22 protein-coding genes and 1 pseudogene are annotated in these 17,286 nt (G+C 68.2%); 14 read left to right on the forward strand and 9 right to left on the reverse strand.

Translation table 11 applies throughout. The features are described from left to right. The 3 genes and pseudogenes from AB0J09_RS31830 to AB0J09_RS31840 all read left to right on the forward strand — a co-directional run. Window positions 1-338, forward strand: a pseudogene (locus AB0J09_RS31830) (patatin-like phospholipase family protein); the annotation flags it as partial. 45 nt (window positions 339-383) lie between these two features. Next, complete coding sequence (locus AB0J09_RS31835; RefSeq protein WP_360698976.1) at window positions 384-761, forward strand: hypothetical protein; 378 nt, start codon at window positions 384-386, stop codon at window positions 759-761. After that, complete coding sequence (locus tag AB0J09_RS31840; RefSeq protein ID WP_360698978.1) at window positions 698-2,761, forward strand: Tn3 family transposase; 2,064 nt, start codon at window positions 698-700, stop codon at window positions 2,759-2,761. The genes AB0J09_RS31835 and AB0J09_RS31840 overlap by 64 nt, the downstream gene beginning before the upstream one ends. 19 nt (window positions 2,762-2,780) lie before the next feature. Here the strand turns inward: AB0J09_RS31840 and AB0J09_RS31845 are convergent, their stop codons facing one another. From AB0J09_RS31845 to AB0J09_RS31855, 3 genes are all read right to left on the reverse strand, one after another. Continuing rightward, on the reverse strand, window positions 2,781-3,074 hold the full coding sequence (locus AB0J09_RS31845; RefSeq protein WP_360698980.1) for a DUF1330 domain-containing protein: 294 nt from the start codon (window positions 3,072-3,074) through the stop codon (window positions 2,781-2,783). 33 nt (window positions 3,075-3,107) lie between these two features. Further along, the gene (locus tag AB0J09_RS31850; RefSeq protein WP_360699015.1) at window positions 3,108-3,434 is read right to left on the reverse strand and encodes an MFS transporter; all 327 of its coding nucleotides are present in this window, start codon (window positions 3,432-3,434) and stop codon (window positions 3,108-3,110) included. A 340-nt stretch (window positions 3,435-3,774) separates the two neighbouring features. Then, window positions 3,775-4,749, reverse strand: coding sequence for a tyrosine-type recombinase/integrase (locus AB0J09_RS31855; protein WP_360698981.1), 975 nt, complete (start codon window positions 4,747-4,749; stop codon window positions 3,775-3,777). A gap of 357 nt (window positions 4,750-5,106) precedes the next feature. Here AB0J09_RS31855 and AB0J09_RS31860 point away from each other — a divergent pair, with 357 nt between their 5' ends. The 9 genes from AB0J09_RS31860 to AB0J09_RS31900 all read left to right on the forward strand — a co-directional run bounded on the left by AB0J09_RS31860 (window position 5,107) and on the right by AB0J09_RS31900 (window position 12,174). Beyond that, on the forward strand, window positions 5,107-5,442 hold the full coding sequence (locus AB0J09_RS31860) for a YciI family protein (RefSeq protein WP_360698983.1): 336 nt from the start codon (window positions 5,107-5,109) through the stop codon (window positions 5,440-5,442). Further along, window positions 5,439-6,656: a sigma-70 family RNA polymerase sigma factor gene (locus tag AB0J09_RS31865; protein ID WP_360698984.1), complete on the forward strand. Its 1,218-nt coding sequence runs from the start codon at window positions 5,439-5,441 to the stop codon at window positions 6,654-6,656. The genes AB0J09_RS31860 and AB0J09_RS31865 overlap by 4 nt, the downstream gene beginning before the upstream one ends. Window positions 6,657-6,770: 114 nt before the next feature. Beyond that, on the forward strand, window positions 6,771-7,265 hold the full coding sequence (locus AB0J09_RS31870; protein WP_360698986.1) for an SRPBCC domain-containing protein: 495 nt from the start codon (window positions 6,771-6,773) through the stop codon (window positions 7,263-7,265). A gap of 30 nt (window positions 7,266-7,295) precedes the next feature. Continuing rightward, window positions 7,296-8,711: an MFS transporter gene (locus AB0J09_RS31875; protein WP_360698988.1), complete on the forward strand. Its 1,416-nt coding sequence runs from the start codon at window positions 7,296-7,298 to the stop codon at window positions 8,709-8,711. Window positions 8,712-9,477: 766 nt separating this feature from the next. Continuing rightward, complete coding sequence (locus AB0J09_RS31880; protein WP_360698990.1) at window positions 9,478-9,717, forward strand: hypothetical protein; 240 nt, start codon at window positions 9,478-9,480, stop codon at window positions 9,715-9,717. 18 nt (window positions 9,718-9,735) lie between these two features. Next, window positions 9,736-10,602 carry a site-specific integrase gene (locus tag AB0J09_RS31885; RefSeq protein ID WP_360698992.1) on the forward strand — a complete coding sequence of 289 codons (867 nt, stop codon included), beginning with the start codon at window positions 9,736-9,738 and terminating at the stop codon, window positions 10,600-10,602. Further along, window positions 10,599-10,925 carry a helix-turn-helix transcriptional regulator gene (locus AB0J09_RS31890; RefSeq protein WP_360698993.1) on the forward strand — a complete coding sequence of 109 codons (327 nt, stop codon included), beginning with the start codon at window positions 10,599-10,601 and terminating at the stop codon, window positions 10,923-10,925. Before AB0J09_RS31885 ends, AB0J09_RS31890 begins: the two co-directional genes overlap by 4 nt. Continuing rightward, window positions 10,922-11,761 (forward strand): hypothetical protein, encoded by an 840-nt coding sequence (locus AB0J09_RS31895; RefSeq protein ID WP_360698995.1) that lies wholly within the window; start codon window positions 10,922-10,924, stop codon window positions 11,759-11,761. The genes AB0J09_RS31890 and AB0J09_RS31895 overlap by 4 nt, the downstream gene beginning before the upstream one ends. An 8-nt stretch (window positions 11,762-11,769) precedes the next feature. Next, on the forward strand, window positions 11,770-12,174 hold the full coding sequence (locus tag AB0J09_RS31900; RefSeq protein ID WP_360698997.1) for a hypothetical protein: 405 nt from the start codon (window positions 11,770-11,772) through the stop codon (window positions 12,172-12,174). Window positions 12,175-12,242: 68 nt separating this feature from the next. On the opposite strand, the gene AB0J09_RS31905 is transcribed toward AB0J09_RS31900, so the two are convergent. Together AB0J09_RS31905 and AB0J09_RS31910 are read right to left on the reverse strand one after the other, a co-directional pair. Further along, window positions 12,243-12,716, reverse strand: coding sequence for a carboxymuconolactone decarboxylase family protein (locus AB0J09_RS31905; RefSeq protein WP_360698999.1), 474 nt, complete (start codon window positions 12,714-12,716; stop codon window positions 12,243-12,245). 304 nt (window positions 12,717-13,020) lie between these two features. Then, window positions 13,021-13,434, reverse strand: coding sequence for a nuclear transport factor 2 family protein (locus tag AB0J09_RS31910; RefSeq protein WP_360699001.1), 414 nt, complete (start codon window positions 13,432-13,434; stop codon window positions 13,021-13,023). An 87-nt stretch (window positions 13,435-13,521) separates the two neighbouring features. On the opposite strand from AB0J09_RS31910, the gene AB0J09_RS31915 reads away from it, so the two are divergent. After that, window positions 13,522-13,950 (forward strand): MarR family winged helix-turn-helix transcriptional regulator, encoded by a 429-nt coding sequence (locus tag AB0J09_RS31915; RefSeq protein ID WP_360699003.1) that lies wholly within the window; start codon window positions 13,522-13,524, stop codon window positions 13,948-13,950. 173 nt (window positions 13,951-14,123) lie between these two features. Here the strand turns inward: AB0J09_RS31915 and AB0J09_RS31920 are convergent, their stop codons facing one another. The 4 genes from AB0J09_RS31920 to AB0J09_RS31935 all read right to left on the reverse strand — a co-directional run bounded on the left by AB0J09_RS31920 (window position 14,124) and on the right by AB0J09_RS31935 (window position 16,912). After that, window positions 14,124-14,519, reverse strand: a complete 396-nt coding sequence (locus AB0J09_RS31920) for a hypothetical protein (RefSeq protein ID WP_360699005.1) — start codon at window positions 14,517-14,519, stop codon at window positions 14,124-14,126. Between the two features lie 71 nt (window positions 14,520-14,590). Then, window positions 14,591-15,235 carry a response regulator transcription factor gene (locus AB0J09_RS31925; protein ID WP_360699007.1) on the reverse strand — a complete coding sequence of 215 codons (645 nt, stop codon included), beginning with the start codon at window positions 15,233-15,235 and terminating at the stop codon, window positions 14,591-14,593. Continuing rightward, window positions 15,226-16,311, reverse strand: a complete 1,086-nt coding sequence (locus AB0J09_RS31930; RefSeq protein WP_360699009.1) for a histidine kinase — start codon at window positions 16,309-16,311, stop codon at window positions 15,226-15,228. The genes AB0J09_RS31925 and AB0J09_RS31930 overlap by 10 nt, the downstream gene beginning before the upstream one ends. Then, entirely contained in the window at window positions 16,295-16,912 is a 618-nt protein-coding gene (locus tag AB0J09_RS31935) for a DedA family protein (protein ID WP_360699011.1), read from the reverse strand. The genes AB0J09_RS31930 and AB0J09_RS31935 overlap by 17 nt, the downstream gene beginning before the upstream one ends. A 101-nt stretch (window positions 16,913-17,013) precedes the next feature. Between AB0J09_RS31935 and AB0J09_RS31940 the strand changes: the two genes are divergently transcribed. Next, a partial coding sequence (locus AB0J09_RS31940) for a hypothetical protein (protein ID WP_360699013.1) occupies window positions 17,014-17,286 on the forward strand: 273 nt, incomplete at its 3' end.

Below are 17,286 nucleotides of genomic sequence, written 5' to 3' on the forward strand. Positions count from 1 at the left end.
CAGGGCCGGGCGTGCGCCCGCCGGTCACCATCAAGGGACGCCGGTACATCGACGGCGGGATGCGTTCCCCGGCCAATGTCGACCTGGCCGCGGGATACGACCGCATCGTCGTCCTCGCCCCCGTCACTCGCGGCGGCCGCGTGCTGCCGTCCGTCCGGCAGCAGATCGACGAGTTGAGCGGCGGCGCCCGCGTCGCGCTGATGAGCCCCGACCCGAGAACCTGGCGGGCGATCACCGCCCGCGGCGGCTTGCTGGACCCTGCCCGCGCTCCCCAGACGGCCGAGGCGGCCCGATCCCTGAACGTCGCCGACCAGGTCGCCGCCGTCTGGACCGCTTGACCACCTGCCGCGAACCAGGCGGCCGCAACACCGAGGACCACGACCATGACACATCTTCTTGCCGGCGACGACTTCCAGGCGCCCGGGGCGGACCTGTTCGTGTTCGCGCCCTTAGGGGAGGGCGCACCGGAGTGGCTGACCAAACCGGTGCTGCTCGCCGCGGTGGGCGTGCTGACCGTATGCGCTCTGGCCTGGGCGGCCTTCGCCCGCCCCAAGCTCGTGCCCAAGGGGCTGCAGAACGCAGGCGAACTCGCCTACCTGTTCGTCCGCGACCAGATCGCCCGCCCGTTCCTCGGCAAGGACGCCGACCGCTGGATGCCCTTCCTGATCAGCATGGCAAGGAGAACATCCTGTTCAAGGTGGCCGACGCCGCTCTGGGACACCCAGATGAGGCGGTCCGTGCGGTCATTTTCCCGGCTGTGACCGGCGGCGAGCAGACGCTGAGGGACCTGGTGCACGAGTTCAAGACCAAGGGGCTCGCCTACCGGATCACGGTGCAGACCACGTTGCGCGCCTCCTACACCAACCACTACCGGCGCGGCCTGATCGCGCTGCTGGAGACGCTGGAGTTCAAGAGCACCAACTCCGCCTACCAGCCTGTGATCAAGGCGCTGGAACTCATCCGCCGCTACGCCAAGGCGGGCAACACGACCTACTACCCCCGCGGTGAGGTCGTGCCCGAACACCGCGGCACCTCCGGCGCGTGGGAGGACTTGGTCTTCAAGAGCGACAAGCGGGGGCGTCGACGTGTGGTGCGGATGGTGTACGAGATCGTCACCTTCCAGGCGCTCCGCGATGCCCTGCGGTGCAAGGAGATCTGGGTCGTCGGCGCGCACTCCTTCCGCGACCCGGAAGAGGATCTGCCCAAGGACTTCCCCGAGCGGCGGGTCGAGAACTATGCCGAGCTGCGCAAGCCGCTGGACCCCAAGGACTTCATCGCCGAGTTGAAGGCGGAGATGCGCGCCGAGCTGGCGGCGCTCGACACCGCGCTGCCCAAGCTCGACTGGGTGGAGATCAAGGACCGTAAGTCCGGAGCGATCAAGCTGACAAAGATCGGACCCGCCGAGGAACCGCGCAACCTGCGGAAGATCAAGAATGAGGTGAGTCGCCGGTGGGGCTCGGTTCCGCTGATCGACATGCTGAAGGAGGCGGTGCTGCGCACGGGCTGCCTGAACGCCGTCACCTCGGTCGCCGGCAGTTCCACCCTCAAGCGTGAGGTCCTGGCCGAACGCCTCATGCTGGCGATCTTCGGCTACGGCACCAACACCGGAATCCGGGCAGTGGCCTCCGGTGGCCACGCGCATAGCGAAGACGACATCCGCTACGTGCGGCGCCGATACCTGACCCCGCAGATCGCCACCGATATCGCGATCGCCATCGCGAATGCGACCTTCGCCGCCCGGAACATCAGTCTGTGGGGTGAGGGGACGACCACCGTCGCCTCCGACTCCACGCACGTCAGAGCCTACGATCAGAACATCTTCACCGAGTGGCACTCCCGCTACGGCGGCCGCGGCATCCTCATCTACTGGCACGTCGAACGCGGATCCATGGTCGTGCACTCCCAGACCCTGCGCGCCTCCGCTTCCGAGGTGCACGCCATGGTGGAAGGCGCCGTACGGCACGGCACCACCATGAAGGTCGAGGGCAACTACGTCGACTCGCACGGCCAGTCCGAAATCGGGTTCGGAGTGACCAGGCTCCTGGGCTTCGACCTGCTCCCGCGCATCAAGCAGATCAACAAGGTCAAGCTGTATCGGGTGGAGAGCGGGGAGAGCGATCTGTACGCGCGGTTGACACCGGCGATGACCCGGCCGATCCGCTGGGACCTGATCGAACAGAACTACGACCAGATGATCAAATACGCGACGGCCATCAAGCAGGGCACCGCGGCGACGGAGGCGATCCTGCGCCGCTTCACCGAGTCCGTCTCCCACCCGACCTACCAGGCCATGCTGGAGGTCGGCCGCGCACAGAAGACCATCTTCGTCGCCCGCTACCTGCGGTTACGCGAGCTGCAGCGGGAAATCCAGGAAGGGCTCAACGTGGTGGAGTCCTCCAACGGAGCGAACTCGGTGATCTTCTACGGCAAGGGCGGCGACATCGCCACCAACCGGCGCGAAGAGCTGGAGATGACCGTCTTGTGCCTGCGAATCCTGCAGGCGGCCCTGGTCTACATCAACACGCTGATGCTCCAAGACGTCCTCGCCGATCCGGAGTGGGCCAAGCTGCTCAAGCCCGCCGACCAGCGTGGGCTGACCCCCTGTTCTGGCAGCACGTTCAGCCCTACGGCGAGGTACGGCTGGACGTCGCCAAGCGCTTGTCCCTCGGTGGCCGTTCAGATACTGAAGATCTACCATCTTGATTCCGCTGGTGAGGGTGCTGGTGTGGCAGCGAAAACCAAGATGGTGGATCTTCAGTGAAGATCCGACTGGACCTCGGTCAGTCGATGCCTTCGACGATGCGGAAGTCGCGCTCGACGCCGTCGGAGAGGGCGACCAGCGCCTCCTGATAGGCCGCACTCTCGTACGCCGCGACGGCCTGCTCGAAGCTGTCGAACTCGATCAGGACGGTGCGCTCGGCGATTCCGGCGTCACGCGCCACGACCCGGCCGCCACGGACGAAGGTCCGACCGCCCCCGGCCTTGACGGCCGGACCGGCCAGCTTGTTGTAAGCAGCCAGCTTCTCAGGGTCTGAAATGGTGCGGTAGACGCTGACCCAGTAGCCCTTGGGCATAGAACCTCCAGTGTTGAGATGAGTGCATCTGACTTACGGGTTGGTCTCGGACGAGCGTCGGCGGGCGAGAGCGAGGCTTGTCAGCGTCGTGATCGCCATGGCGCCGATGCCGACCAGCGCCGCGGTGGTGTAGGCGCTGTCGTCGGGGAAGAGGTGGCCGGGGCCGGTGCCCGCGGCGAGGATCAGGCCGCCGATGGCGCTGCCCAGGGAGTACCCGACGCTGCGGACGACGTAGTTGAAGCTCATGGCGCTCGACGTCTCGCTCTTGGGGGTGACGGCCAGGATGACGCCGGGCATCGCGGCCGAGAAGCCGCCGACGCCGAAGCCGAGCACGCCCATCGCCGCGAACAGTTCGGCCAGGTCCGACCGGGCCGAGGGACAGGGCGAACACTCTGGCCGAGGACGAACAGCATGGCGTACCCCTTAACGTCGAAGTGACGATTAATGATGGCACACTTCCCAGCGCGGTCTTATTCCGGGGCATCCGCCGCCGACCGCGACGGCGCTGCCGGCCAGGAGCAGGGGGTCGGCGATCCGCGTCCGAACCCGCGGCGTGAGCTTGCCAGCGCCGCAGCAGGACTGCTGCTGGGCGCGCTACGGGGCCTGACCCCGGGTCCAGCCGAGATACGGGTAAACCGGTCATGAGTCGATCTTGACACCCGTTTCCGCAGGCAGGCGGCCGGTCAGCGGTCAACCGTGATCAGCTTGAGGGCGTCTTCCTTGTCTTGGTCGGATGGCAAGCTGTACCGGCGGGTGGTCTCCAGGCGGGCGTGGCCAAGGATCTCTCGACCACGACCAGGTCGGTCTTGCCGCGGACCAGCGTGGTGGCGAGCGTGTGGCGCAGGACGTGCGCGGTGGTGGGATCTTCCATCCCGGCCGTCTGGGCGATCTCGGCGATGATGCCGCCGGCCGCCCGGGCGCTCAGTCGTCCGCCCTTGGCGTTGAGGAACAGGGCCCGGTTGTCGTCGGCATGGGGCCAGTTGGGGCGTTCATCCAGCCAGAGCCGCAGTTCGGTGCGGAGCTTGGGGTGGATGTCGACTTCGCGGAATTTGCCGCCCTTGCCGTACAGGCGCAGCTTGCCCTTGCGGGCCGACATCTGGACGTCGCCCGTGTCGAGGCGGACGACCTCGCTGATGCGGGCGCCAGCGTAGTACGGGATCAGCGCGATGCACCGGCCGCGGGGCGACAGATGCGCCTCCACGGCGCGCAGCCAGCGGATGCGCGCGCGCTCGGCCAGTGCGCGCGGTGCGCTCTTGGGCAGGTCTTCGCGGGCGACGTCGGCCTTGCCCAGACCCCGGCGGACGTGGAAGTCGTCCAGCGCGGTGAGGGAGGAGTTGACGTAGACGCGGCTGCGCCTGGCCGGGCCGTCGCGCAGCAGCCACATGCGATAGTCGCGCACAGCCCAGTCCCGAGCCTGCCGATCGGCGAGGGGATCGGCGACATAGGTGGCGGCGTGATCGGCCAGCCAGGACAGGAACAGGCGCACGCGCGAGCGGTAGGTGCGCCGGGTCTCGGCCGACAGCGGCGCGCGCTCCAGCGCGGTGGCGTACTCGCCGAGCACCGCGTCGTAGGCGGGCGGCAGCTGGGTGGGGCGGGCACCTGGACGGCGCTTCGTAATCTCGGAAGCGGATCCGGACTCCTGCGAGGGGTCAGGGCGCGCAATCTCGGAAGTCACACCTGGGAGTCTACTTCCGAGATTGTGCTGATCTCGGAAGTAGGGACAAGGCGGTCGAGCGGTCGGATCACCAGCACTCTGCCGCCCGCGACCGCCGCAGCATCGGCGATCTGACCGTCCAGGGCGGGTCGGTGATGCTGCCGCCGCTCACTCAGCTGAGTGGTCCGCTCGGCCGCCCGCTGAACGGGTGCGCCGCCAGCACCGCCCTGGCCGTCTCCATCCGTGGTCTCACCGCGAGTACTCGGATCAGCCCGGCGCGGGTCGATACGATCAACCGTGATCCCGGTGGGGCGGCGGCCGATCGTTGGCAGAGGTGTGGCGTTAGAGCGGATCGGGCCGGTCGGGCATAGTGGCCTCATGAAGTATGTGTTCCTGATCTGTGACGATGAGAAGGTGTCGCCGACCATGGAGGAGATTGCTGCGGACCCGGCGCATCAGGCGTATGGGGCGGAGGTGGATCGGCGGGGAGCCATTCTCGGTGGTGCGCGGCTGCGTCCGGTGGCGGATGCGACGACGGTCCGTGTCCGTGATGGGGAGACGCTGGTGTCCGATGGCCCGTTCGCGGAGACGAAGGACTTCATCGGCGGTATTGACATCATCGAATGCCTCGACCTGGACGAGGCGATCGCGATCGCGGCACGGCACCCCTACGCGAGCCGGGGTTGTGTCGAGGTCCGCCCCGTCTGGGAATGACCGCGCCGGAGGCGGTTCGTGCCGCAGTCGATGCGGCGTATCGGGACGAGTGGGGCCAAGTGGTCGCCACGCTGATCGGGCTGACCGGGAACTGGGACCTGGCGGAGGACTGCGCGCAGGACGCGTTCGCCGCCGCGTTGGCGACGTGGGCGCGCAATGGCGTTCCGGCTCGTCCGGGTGCGTGGCTAACGACGACGGCACGTCACCGGGCGACCGATCGGCTGCGGCGGGACGCAACGGGGGCGGCGAAGTTGCGGCAGCTTGCTGTGCTGGAGCGGGATCCGATCGAGCCGTCGGCTGAGGAGATTCCGGACGAGCGGTTGCGGCTGATCTTCACGTGCTGCCATCCCGCGCTGCCGTTCCCTGCCCGGGTTGCCCTGACGCTACGGACGCTGGCGGGGCTGAGCACGGGTGAGATCGCCAAGGCGTTCCTGACCGCCGAACCGACAATGGCGCAACGCCTGGTGCGCGCCAAGCGCAAGATCGTCGAGGCCGGGATACCGTACCGGGTTCCACCGGCGGAGCTCCTGCCGCACCGGCTGACAGCTGTCCTCGCGGTGCTGTACCTGATCTTCAACGAGGGCTACGACGAAGAAGACGGGCGCAGGGCACTGGCCGCTGAGGGGATCCACCTCGCCCGGACGCTGGTCCGTCTGATGCCGACCGAGCCTGAGGCGCGCGGCCTGTTGGCGTTGATGTTGCTGCTCGAGGCCCGCCGCGCGTATCGCACCGACGACGGCGTGCTGGTCACGTTGGAGAACCAGGACCGATCCCAGTGGGATCGCGCGCTGATCGCCGAAGGCCTTACGACGCTTGACCAAGCGTTGGCCGTGCGGCGCTCCGGGCCGTATCAGGTGCAGGCCGCGATTGCCGCCTGTCACGCCACAGCGCCCGACGCCGCGGCTACCGACTGGCCGCAGATCGCCGCCCTCTACACCGAGCTGAGCCGATTGGCGCCGTCTCCCGTGGTGGACCTCAACCGCGCCGTGGCGATCGCGATGGCCGACGGCATCCCCGCCGGACTCGCCCTCGTCGACGATCTCACCGAGTCCGGCGAGCTCGATGGCTACTACCTGCTGCCCGCGACACGGGCCGATCTTCTCCGCCGGGACGGCCGCCTCGCTGAGGCCGCGACGTCCTACGAGGAGGCGCTGAGACTGGCGCCGACCGACGCCGAACGTCGCTATCTGACGGGTCGTCTTTCCGAGCTCTGACCAGCACAAAGGCCATCGCGGCCGAATTTTTCGAAGTTTCTTCCCGGTCGATGTCGATCCCGGGCGGCCTCCTTCGTCGGTGGGGCGAAACCACCGAACAGAGAGGCAAGGACGATGTCGGACACCGAGTACCTGACCGCCACCATGACCGTCGACCGGACGCCGGAGCAGGTCTTCGAGGCCATTACCAACGTCCGCGGCTGGTGGAGCGAGAACCTCATCGGCCATTCTTCCGCCCTGCACGACGAGTTCGTCTTCACCGACGACAGCGAATACGCAGGTGAGACCGTCCGAGCCAAGAAGGGCATCCGTTTCGCCCGGTTCCAGATCACCGAGTTCCTGCCCGGCCGACGGGTGGTCTGGCACGTCGTGGACTCCGACCTCACCTTCATCGACGACCGTGACGAGTGGACCGACACCAACGTCAGCTTCGACATCACCACCGACGCGCAGGGCACGACGCTGCATTTCACGCACGAAGGCCTCACCGCGGCGGAATCCGCCTGCTTCGAAGCGTGCTCGCGTGGCTGGACCTTCTTCATCACCAAGAGCCTGCCGCAGCTGCTCACCACCGGCACCGGCCAGCCCATTGCGAGCTACCGCCGGTGAACCGCCGCGAGCTGAAAGGACACCGAACCCATGTCTGACACCCAAAGCCCCGTGGAAACCGCCGCTGGTCCGCTGATCTCCACGCGCCGGCAGAAGCCGGGCCCTCGCCAAGGGCTCGTGCTGGTACTGGCGTGCGCCGCCATGGCGATGGTGGGCCTCGACATCGCCATCGTGAACGTGGCCCTGCCCTCGATCCAGCGAGACCTCAGAATCAGCCAAGGCAGTTTGCAGTGGGTTGTCGTCGCCTACGGCCTCCTGCTCGGCGGATTCCTCCTCGTCGGTGGCCGGATGACCGACCGGCTGGGACGACGCGGCATCTTGCTTGCCGGCCTTGGCTTGTTCACCGCCGCGTCGCTGGTGGCGGGCGTGGCACAGCACAGCGGCGTGCTGATCGCGGCCCGTGGGCTCCAGGGGTTGGGCGGCGCACTCATCGCGCCGGCAGTCTTGTCGCTGCTGGCTATCACCTTCCGTGAAGGGCGGGAACGCAATCGGGCTCTCGGCATCGTCGGAGCCGTCGGCGGAGTAGCCGGAACGGTGGGCGTTGTCGCAAGCGGTCTCACTGCCGCCGGCCCGGGCTGGCGGTGGGCGTTCTTCATCAACGTTCCCGCCGGCCTCGCGCTCATCGCACTCGCCATCACCTGCCTTGCGGCCGATGAGCCCCGTGGCCGTTCCGGGCGGCTCGACGTCGCAGCGGCCAGCACGGTGACCGGCGGACTGCTGACATTCGTCTACGCACTCCACCATGCCTCCACCCACGGATGGACCTCCGCCGGCACACTGGCGTGGTTCATCGCGGCCGGCGTGCTGATGGCCGTGTTCGTGTGGTCGGAGAAGCGTTCACCAGCCCCGCTCGTGCCGGCCAGGGCGTTGAGGAACCGCACGCTCGTCGCGGCGAACCTCACCGCGCTGCTCGCATTCGGCGCGTTCTTCTCGTTCATCTTCCTCGGATCGCTGCTGATGCAGCAGAAACTCGGCTACTCAGCAGCGCAAACAGGTCTGGCGTGGCTGGCCACGACAACGACCGGGTTCGGGGTCGCGTGGGCCGTCGGCCACCTCGCAGCCGCCGTGGGCGTCCGGCGCCTCCTGGTAACCGGCCTGACGCTGGTGACCGTCGGAGTGGTGTGGCTTACTCGGGTCCCCGCCGACGCCATCTACCTCACCGACCTGCTTCCGGCGTTCCTGGTCGCCGGACTCGGCTTCGGGGTCTGCGGGCCCTCGCTCCAGATCGGCGCGCTGTCGGGTGTCACCGAATCGGAATCAGGACTCGCATCGGGCTTGCTCGAGACAATGCGCGAGATCGGCGGCGCGGCAGGCGTCGCCGCGGTATCAACAGTCCTCGTAGCTGGAACCGGCCTCGACGGCTTCCACACCGCATTCGCCGCTATCGGTGTCCTCGCCGGTCTCGGAGCCATCACCGCGGCAACCGGATTCCGGCGCGGCACCTAACCGGTTGCCGCCCCGGCCTGCGCCCGCACACGCTGGGGACGGGGACGGGACGGCCACCGCGTGATCATCATTGTTTGTGACGACAACCTGGCCTTCGCGCACCTGTGCCACCACGCTGACCCCCGACGGCCAGGCCCGCCTTCTTCGCCGCCACCCGCTGGACGGGAGAGCCTGTCAACGCCGAGCCCGGCAAGTGCGACAAGCTCGATTGGTTCGACCTCAACGACCCGCCCGACGACGTCGTCACCTACATCCGCACCGGCATCGACGCCAACCGCCACGGTCACACCTTCAGCCTCGACGGCTGGCCCGCCGGGCACAGCGCCTGACACCGGGACCAGCCGCCCCGTGGCGGCAGGCCCGTCTCAGGCCGCCTCCTCCCCCAGGTCGAGCTGTACCTCCATGCCTTTTCCGAGATTACGCACCATCCGTCACCGGAGGTCGGCGCCGGTATCGAGTGACCCAACCCCGGATCCGCAGTAGGTATGCCCTGACATTCTCAAGATCGACTCATGGCCGGTTTTACCTTTATCTCGGAACCGCCGCATATCGCATCAGATGCGAACTTGCGACACCTCGTGCCCAGCGGCTCGAACTGGATGGAGGAGCTGCTGCGTGCGCACTTTCGGCCGACTGCACTCTATCCGTCGGAGCGTCGTTCGGGACAGGTGAGGCGGTAGGGATCGATGCGCTGACCTGGAGCGCTAGACAGGCGTTCGCGTTGGATGCAAATATTTCGCATCCAACGCGAACAACGGAGAGTGATGTGTCGAACACAAACGACCGGCTGCCGGGGACCGCTCGGCTGCAGTTGGTCGATGGGGTGGCGTTGCTGCATCCCCAGGAGCAGGTGTTCGAGGCGATGGTGGACGGCTGGCGTAATCAGCAGCTGGCCAGGAATCTCGCGCTCTCGACGATCGACAAGCGAATCGGCCGCCTTCGCTCCTTTCTCCGGCATGCCGAGGTCTTCCCTTGGTGGTGGGCCGCCCAGCATGCCGATGAGTGATTCGGTGACCTGCGCTCGGTGCACGGCTGCGCGCACTCGACGCTGCGCTCCTACCAGGACGCGTTGCGTTCCTTCTGCCAGTACGTCGTCGATCCCGCCTACGGCTGGGCGGCGATCTGCGAGGAGCGCTTCGGCACACATCCGATCCAGATCGTGCACGAGGGCAACTCCGCGGCCCATGTCCAAGAATCCGAATCCCGGCCCGAGAAACGGGCCTTCACCCTCGATGAGCTGCAGGACTTCTTCGACTACGCCGATGAGCAGGTGACCAAGGCGCGCGATCGCGGTCGCAAGGGCTGGCTGCCGGCCTTCCGGGATGCCACCTTGTTCAAGGTCGCCTACAGCTACGGCCTGCGGCGCAACGAGACCCGCATGCTGGACATCGTCGACTTCGGCCGCAACCCGCACGCGCCCGAGTTCGGCGGCTATGGCCTGGTCCACATCCGCTACGGCAAGGCCAAGAAGGGCTCGCCGCCCAAACGGCGCAGCGTCGCCACCGTCTGGCCCTGGACCGCGGAGGTCCTGGACGAGTGGATCACCGAGTTCCGGCCGCAGCTGGCCACGCCCGGCAGTTCGGCGCTCTGGCCATCCGAACGCGGCACCAGGATCGGACTGCAGCGCATGAACTCCCGCTTCGCCGCCTACCGCGACGCGCTCGGCCTCGATCCCGGCCTCGACTTCCACGGGCTGAGACGCTCCTACGTCACCCACCTCATCGAGGCCGGCCGCGACCCACTATTCGTCCAGTTCCAATGCGGCCACGAGCACGCCAGCACCACATCCCTCTACACCTGCGTCTCCTCCGACTTCCGCACCCGCACCCTGCGCCGGGCCCTGGACGAGACGCTGGCCGCCGCGCTTGAACCCGCTAGGAGATCCCGATGAAACGCCAGGTCAGCTACCAATGGCGGCTGCGCGAAGTCATGGCCACCCACGGCATGTTCATCATCAGCGACCTGGTCCCGCTGCTGGCCGAGCGGGGCATCGACCTATCGGTGTCGCAGGTGCACCGGCTGGCCACCGGCGTCCCGGAACGGCTCTCTCTGCCCGTGCTCGCCGCGCTCTGCGACATCTTCACCTGCACCCCGACCGATTTCATCGCCACCAAGGCCGAGAACGCTGTCGTCCGCAAGACCGCCACCGGCGACGGCCCCGTGAACCTCAACGCCAGGCGACCCACCCGCGCCCGCCTCCGTCCCGAGGCATGAACATACCGCCACTGGCCTGCGACAACTGCGGGACGGAAGGATGGAGATACCGGCGCGGGCTCTGCGGCCCGTGCGCCCTGGCCGCCGACCTGCGGGGCGTCCTGGACAACGGAGACGGCGCCATCCGACCCGAACTGCTGCCCTTCTTCGAGGGCTTTCGCACGATGACCAACCCCAGAGCGGGCATCCAGTGGATCCACCGCCCACACGTTCACCAGATGCTCCGGACACTGGCCGACCCGGCAACGCCCATCACCCACGAGACGCTGGATGAGATGTCGCCCTGGCGCTCGGTCGCCTACCTGCGGGACCTGCTGATGCTGCACGGCGTTCTGCCCCGCGCCGACCGGCACCTCATACTGTTCCAGCGATGGCTTCGCGACACCCTCACCGCGGTCAGCGATCCTGACCACCGTCAGGTCATCACCAGGTTCGCCACCTGGCACGTGCTGCATCGACTCCGGCGCTTCGCCGAACGCGGGCCGGTCACCGACAAGCAAACCGACTCGGCCCGGATCGAGGTCAGGCAGGCCATCGCGTTCCTGAGCTGGCTGAGCCAGCGCGATCATGAGCTACCGAACTGCGGCCAGGCCGACATCGACGCCTGGTATGCCGGTGCCTACATCGCCCGCCGGCGCACGCATGCCTTCCTGCGATGGGCCATGCGCGCCAAGCTCCTGCCCCGGATGCCCTCCCGCACCAGCCCACCACCAACCCCGCACCCATCAGTCAGCACCAGCGCCTGGCCGTGCTCCGCGGCCTCCTCACCGACGAGAAGATCCCCCTGCTCACCCGGGTCGCGGCCACCCTGGTGCTGCTTTACTCCCAACCACTGACCCGGATCTTGCGGCTGACCATTGACGACGTCCGCCGTTACAACGGCCAGGTCAGCCTTTGCCTCGGCGATCCACCGATCCCACTGCCAGAGCCGTTCGCCGAGTTGCTACTTCGCCACGTCGACCAGCGTCTCAATCTGACCACCGCCACCAACCAGAACTCCCGCTGGCTCTTCCCCGGCCGCCGCGGCGGACAGCCCATGACGCCCGACGCCATCGAACGACGCCTTCGCGATCACCAGATCCCAATACTCAGCGGCAGGACCTCCGCGCTTCGCCAACTCGTCCTCCAGGCGCCAGCACCGGTGATCGCTCGGATGCTCGGCTACAGCGACGAGCAAACCAGCCGCGTCGCCACTGAAGCGGGGACTCCCTGGAGCCGCTATGCCCCAGACAGCGATGACGATGAGTGACAGCCATCGACCTCAGAAGCATCGAATAGGCGACACCCGATTACGCGAGGTCGCCAGTTTGGCACCCGTTACTTCTTCCAATGGGCCTTTCCGGGCATCGGCTTGCCGATGAGAGTGACGGGGATGAAGAAGCAGCTCTGGCCCATCGCCATGGCGAGCGTCAGGAGCGCCTTGTCGTCGTAGTGGGCGGATTCCTTGGCGAACAACTCGTCGGAGACGCGCTCCCCGAACGGGTTCGGGGTGAGGACGGCATCCACGAGCGGAAGCTCCAGTGCGACCCGTTCGGCGTCGGTGAAGTAGGGGGCGTCCTGCCATGACGCCACGGCGGTGATGCGCTCCTCCGTTTCTCCGGCCTCGCGGAGGTTACGGGTTTGTTGGACGGTGTGGTACGTGCTGCCGACGATCTGCCCGACGCGGAGCTGCACCAGTTCCCGCGTCGTGGCCGGCAGGGGCGAGTCCGACACGACCTTGCTCGCCGAGACGATGTGCTTCACGACCTTTGCCGCGACCGGATTGCCGGCGTAGTCGAAACGGGCGTCCATGGTGATCTCCTTGCCGTGCTGGCTGTTGCACCTCACAAACGAAGAGCCCGGCAAAGGGGGGGCAACCCAACGATTTGATGCACGTCACCCCTGCTGGCGCCGGCGATCGCTGTGGTGTCGGCGTCGCGGACGCTCGCGCACCGGCGGACAGGTACGCGTCGAGGGATTCCGGCGCCCATCCGCTGCGGGGGCGGAATCGACCGATTCCGCCCCCGAGCGCCCATCTGACCGCTACCCAGACGACATGCTTGCCGGTGGTCCGCACCCCTACTCCCGTGGGTGTCCACAGCTTCCCGGAAAGAGATCAGTTCTCGCGTGTCCAGGCGGGCGTGATCCGCACCTCGCGGATCCGCCAGCCCGCCGGCGTCCGTACAACGGTGGAGTACTGTCGCAGGCCGCCTGTGAAGTGGGGCGCCTGGCCATCGCGGTAGTAGTACACGATCGAGTTCGCCGAGGCGGCCGCCTGGTCGCCGTCGACGTCCACCAGCAGGTCAGTGGTCGTGTGCTGGGCGTACTGCCCCTCGACCTCCCCCTGTCGCATGAAGCCGACGACCTTGTCGATGCCGCGGAGTTCGCCCCCGCGCGGCGAGTGCACCGCCACATCGTCGGTGAAGACGGTGTCTGCATCCTCCCACCGCTTCTCGTCGAGCAGGCTCGCGAAGCGGGTGAACAGGTCGGCGATCTCAATACGGTCGGCGATCAGAGTATCTGTGGACATGACATCCCTTTCGTTGGCTTCTCCAACATTGGCGACGCCAATAATACACAGATTCGTTGGCTACGCCAACGATGCATGGTGGCTACCGTGGAACAGACCCCTGCACGCCTGACCGCGAAGCCAAGTTGGCTGCTCACCCAGCTGGCAGTGCACGCCCACCGATTGGCGTCCGACGGCTTCGGCGAGGTGGGTGCGCGTGGATACCACTACCGCATCCTGGCCGCGCTGGACGAGTTCGGGGTGGCCGGCCAGGCCGAGCTTGGCCGCCGGTGCAACATGGACCGCAGCGACCTCGTGGCGGCGATCAACGAACTGGCCGAGCAGGGTCTCGTCGAGCGCACGCCGGACCCGGATGACCGAAGGCGCAACATCGTGACCCTCACCACGGCGGGCGATCGGCAACTGCGTCGCATGGACCGCGCACTTGACAAGGTGCAGGACGACCTACTCGGACCGCTTCCGGACGAGGACGGGCAGACCTTGACCCGCCTGCTCACGCACCACCAGCGGGGGTGAGCATCGGCTGGCGGTGGTCGCCGCGACGACCGTGCAATGCGCGCTGATCCCCGTCGCGTGGACGATCGGCGCGCGGTTCAAACCCGGCCGTCGGGTCCCGGTCGCCGAGGTCGTCCACTGGAATCGCTGGTAGAGGGCTCAGGGCTCCGGGAGCCCATCGGGTGATGCGGGGCTCACCGGCCGCCGGTGAAGGGGGCCTCGCCCTCCTTGAGCGCGCGGAAACGCAGCGCCGACCACACCTCGTCCACCGCCACCTGCCCGTTGGGACGCAGCCCGTACTCGCCCACGATCGGCCACAGTGTGTCCCGGTTGATGTCCGCCTTGTTCCCCTTCGGGTAGGCGACCCACACGATCGGCGGCTCGGTGACCTGGTCGCGGTGCCGGTCCAGGATCTGCCGGGCCGCGGCGGAGTCGGCGGCGAAGATGAGCGCCACATCGGCCTCCTTGAGGTCCTCGACGTGGCGCGCGCCCTCGGGCAACGCCCCGACCAGCGGCAGGTGGGCGGCGTCGGAGATCCACACCTTGGACTCCGGCTTGATGAGCAGCTTGGCCGCGACGGTCTTCGACATGACGTGTTCAGCTCCTTGTTCGGTGGGATGGCTCCACCATTCCACCGACAAATAAAATTGTCAAAGACGCCTCACGACTCCAGAAAGTGCAGCACGGCCAGCACCCGGCGGCTGTAGCCGGTCGTGTGCGACAGCCGCAGCTTGTCGAACAGGGAGTTCACGTGCTTTTCCACCGCGCTCTGCGACACGTGCAGCGCCTGGGCGATCGAGGCGTTGGTCAGCCCCTGCGCCATCAGCTCCAGCACCTCCCTCTCCCGCGCCGTCAGCCGCGCCAGGGGATCCACCTGCGTGGTGCGGGCCAGCAACTGGCGCACCACCTCCGGATCGAACGCCGCCCCGCCCGCGCCCACCCGCTCCAGCGCGTCCAGGAAGTCGCCCACCTGCGCCACCCGGTCCTTGAGCAGGTAGCCGACGCCCTCGACGTCCGCGCTCATCAGCTCCGTGGCATACCGCTTCTCCACGTACTGCGACAGGACCAGCACCTTGACCTCGCTCCAGCGCCGTCTGATCTCCAGCGCCGCCCGCAGGCCCTCGTCGGTGTGGGTCGGCGGCATGCGTACGTCCACCACCACGACGTCCGGCCGGTGCTCGGCGACCGCCGCCACCAGCGCGTCCCCGTCGCTGACCGCGGCCGGCACCTCGTGGCCCTCCTCCAGCAGCAGCCGTACCAGGCCCTCCCGCAGCAGCGTGGAGTCCTCGGCCAGGATCACCCGCACGGCAGCACCGCCGTGATCGTCGTCGGCCCGCCCGCCGGGCTGCTCAGCTCGAACGTGCCGTCCAGCGCCGCCACCCGCCTGGCCAGCCCGGACAGGCCGCCGCCCATCGCCTGCGCGCCGCCCGCGCCGTCGTCTCGCACCCGTACGATCACCGCGGCGTCCTCCTCGTGCACCTCGACCGTGATGAGCGTGGCGCCGGCGTGCTTGGCGGCGTTGGTGACGGCCTCGCACACCACGAAGTACGCCGCCGTCTCCACCGCCATGGGCGGCCGACGCCGCAGGTCGCAGGCTACCCGCACCGGAACGCTCGAACGTTCGGCCACCCCCGCCAGGGCCTCCCCCAGGCCCAGGGAGTCCAGGCTGCTCGGATAGACCCGCCAGGCCACCTCACGCAGCTCGGCCAGCGCCTGCTGGGCCTCCTGGTGTGCCTGCCCCAGCAGTTCGGGACGGCCCCGCCCGGCGCGGCCGATCAGCATCGACAGCGCGACCAGGCGCTGCTGCAGCCCGTCGTGCAGGTCGCGCTCGATGCGGCGGCGCTCGGAGTCGACGGCGGCCACGATCCCGGCCCGGCTCTCGGCCAGCTCGGCGATCCTGCGCTCCAGCGCCCGCGTCGGGTCGGGGCCCAGCATCCGCAGCGCCAGCCGCCGCTCCAGCGCGTGCACCCCGACCACGCCCGACAGGTCGAGGAACAGCAGTACGACCCCGGCCACCACCATGTAGGCGACCAGCGGGATCGACGGCCGCATCCCGTCGAACGCCTCGCCGCGCCCCCACGCCGCGAGGATGAGGACCGCCGCGCCGACCCCGTACACGAGCAATGTGATCACCAGCCCGCCCAGGACGCCCACCGGGACGCGGGCGGCCAGGTAGGGCACCGGCCTGCCCTCCTGCAGGGCGCCGGGGTCCAGGCGCAGGCGGCGGGCTTCGAGGCGGGCCAGCCGCCGGGCCGCCGCGCCGACGTTCGGGTGGCTCAGGAACGGCAGCGCCAGCAGCAGGAACACCAGCTCGGCCGGCGCGGTGACGGCGCCCAGGGCCACCGCGCCCAGCAGCCGCAGGCCCTCAACGGCGAGTCGCATGCCTGCCCCTGCGCCGCTCGGCCAGCCGCACGCCGACGAACACCACGATCGCCAGCGCCACCAGCGCGATCACCACGTTCGTGCCGACGCCCACGTAGGTCTCCACCAGCGACCAGTTGTCGCCCAGCACGTAGCCGGCCATCACGAAGATCGTGTTCCAGATGAGACTGCCTGCGGTCGTCAGCAGCGTGAACGTCACCAGCGGCATCCGCTCCACGCCCGCCGGGATCGAGATCAGGCTCCGGAAGATGGGGATCATCCGGCCGAAGAACACCGTCTTGCGTCCGTGCTTGCGGAACCACGCCTCGGTCTTCTCAATGTCGGAGGGCTTGACCAGGGGGAGCTTGGCGGCGATGGCCAGCGTGCGCTCGCGGCCGAGCAGCGCCCCCACCCAGTACAGCGCCAGCGCCCCGATGACCGAGCCCAGCGTCGTGCACACCAGCACGTCCAGCAGGTCCATCTCGCCCCTGCCTGCGGTGAAGCCCGACAGGGGCAGGATCACCTCGCTGGGCAGGGGCGGGAACAGGTTCTCCAGCGCAATAGCGATCCCCGCCCCGGGCGCTCCGAGGCTCTCCATCAGTCCAACCAGCCAATCAGTCATGGGGTCAAGGCTAGGGATGATCGGATATGCCGGGAATGAGGCGGGCTTCTGATCGGAGGGTGTGGGAAACCGCACCCCGCCGTACCGTACTCTGTACGGCCGTGACCTCGATGACGGATCTGGTACGGCACTCGGCAGTTTTCCAACCCGGCGACCCGCCCAGGTCCGGGCATATGGTCTTCCTCGACCCGGAGGGGCCGTCCGCGGTGACGATGGCCGAGCCGCACGAGGGCACCCGGCGGGTCGCGGCCAGGCTCATCCCGGTGGGCGAGGCGGTTGCGGCGCTGGCCAGGGCGCGCATGGACCCGCGGGCCCACCCGGCGGCCCGCTTCTGGGGCGCGGTCGCGCTGGTGGCCCTCCAGCTCGTCACCCGG

The sequence above is a fragment of the Nonomuraea sp. NPDC049784 genome (assembly GCF_040659615.1).
In the GTDB taxonomy this organism is placed as follows: domain Bacteria; phylum Actinomycetota; class Actinomycetes; order Streptosporangiales; family Streptosporangiaceae; genus Nonomuraea.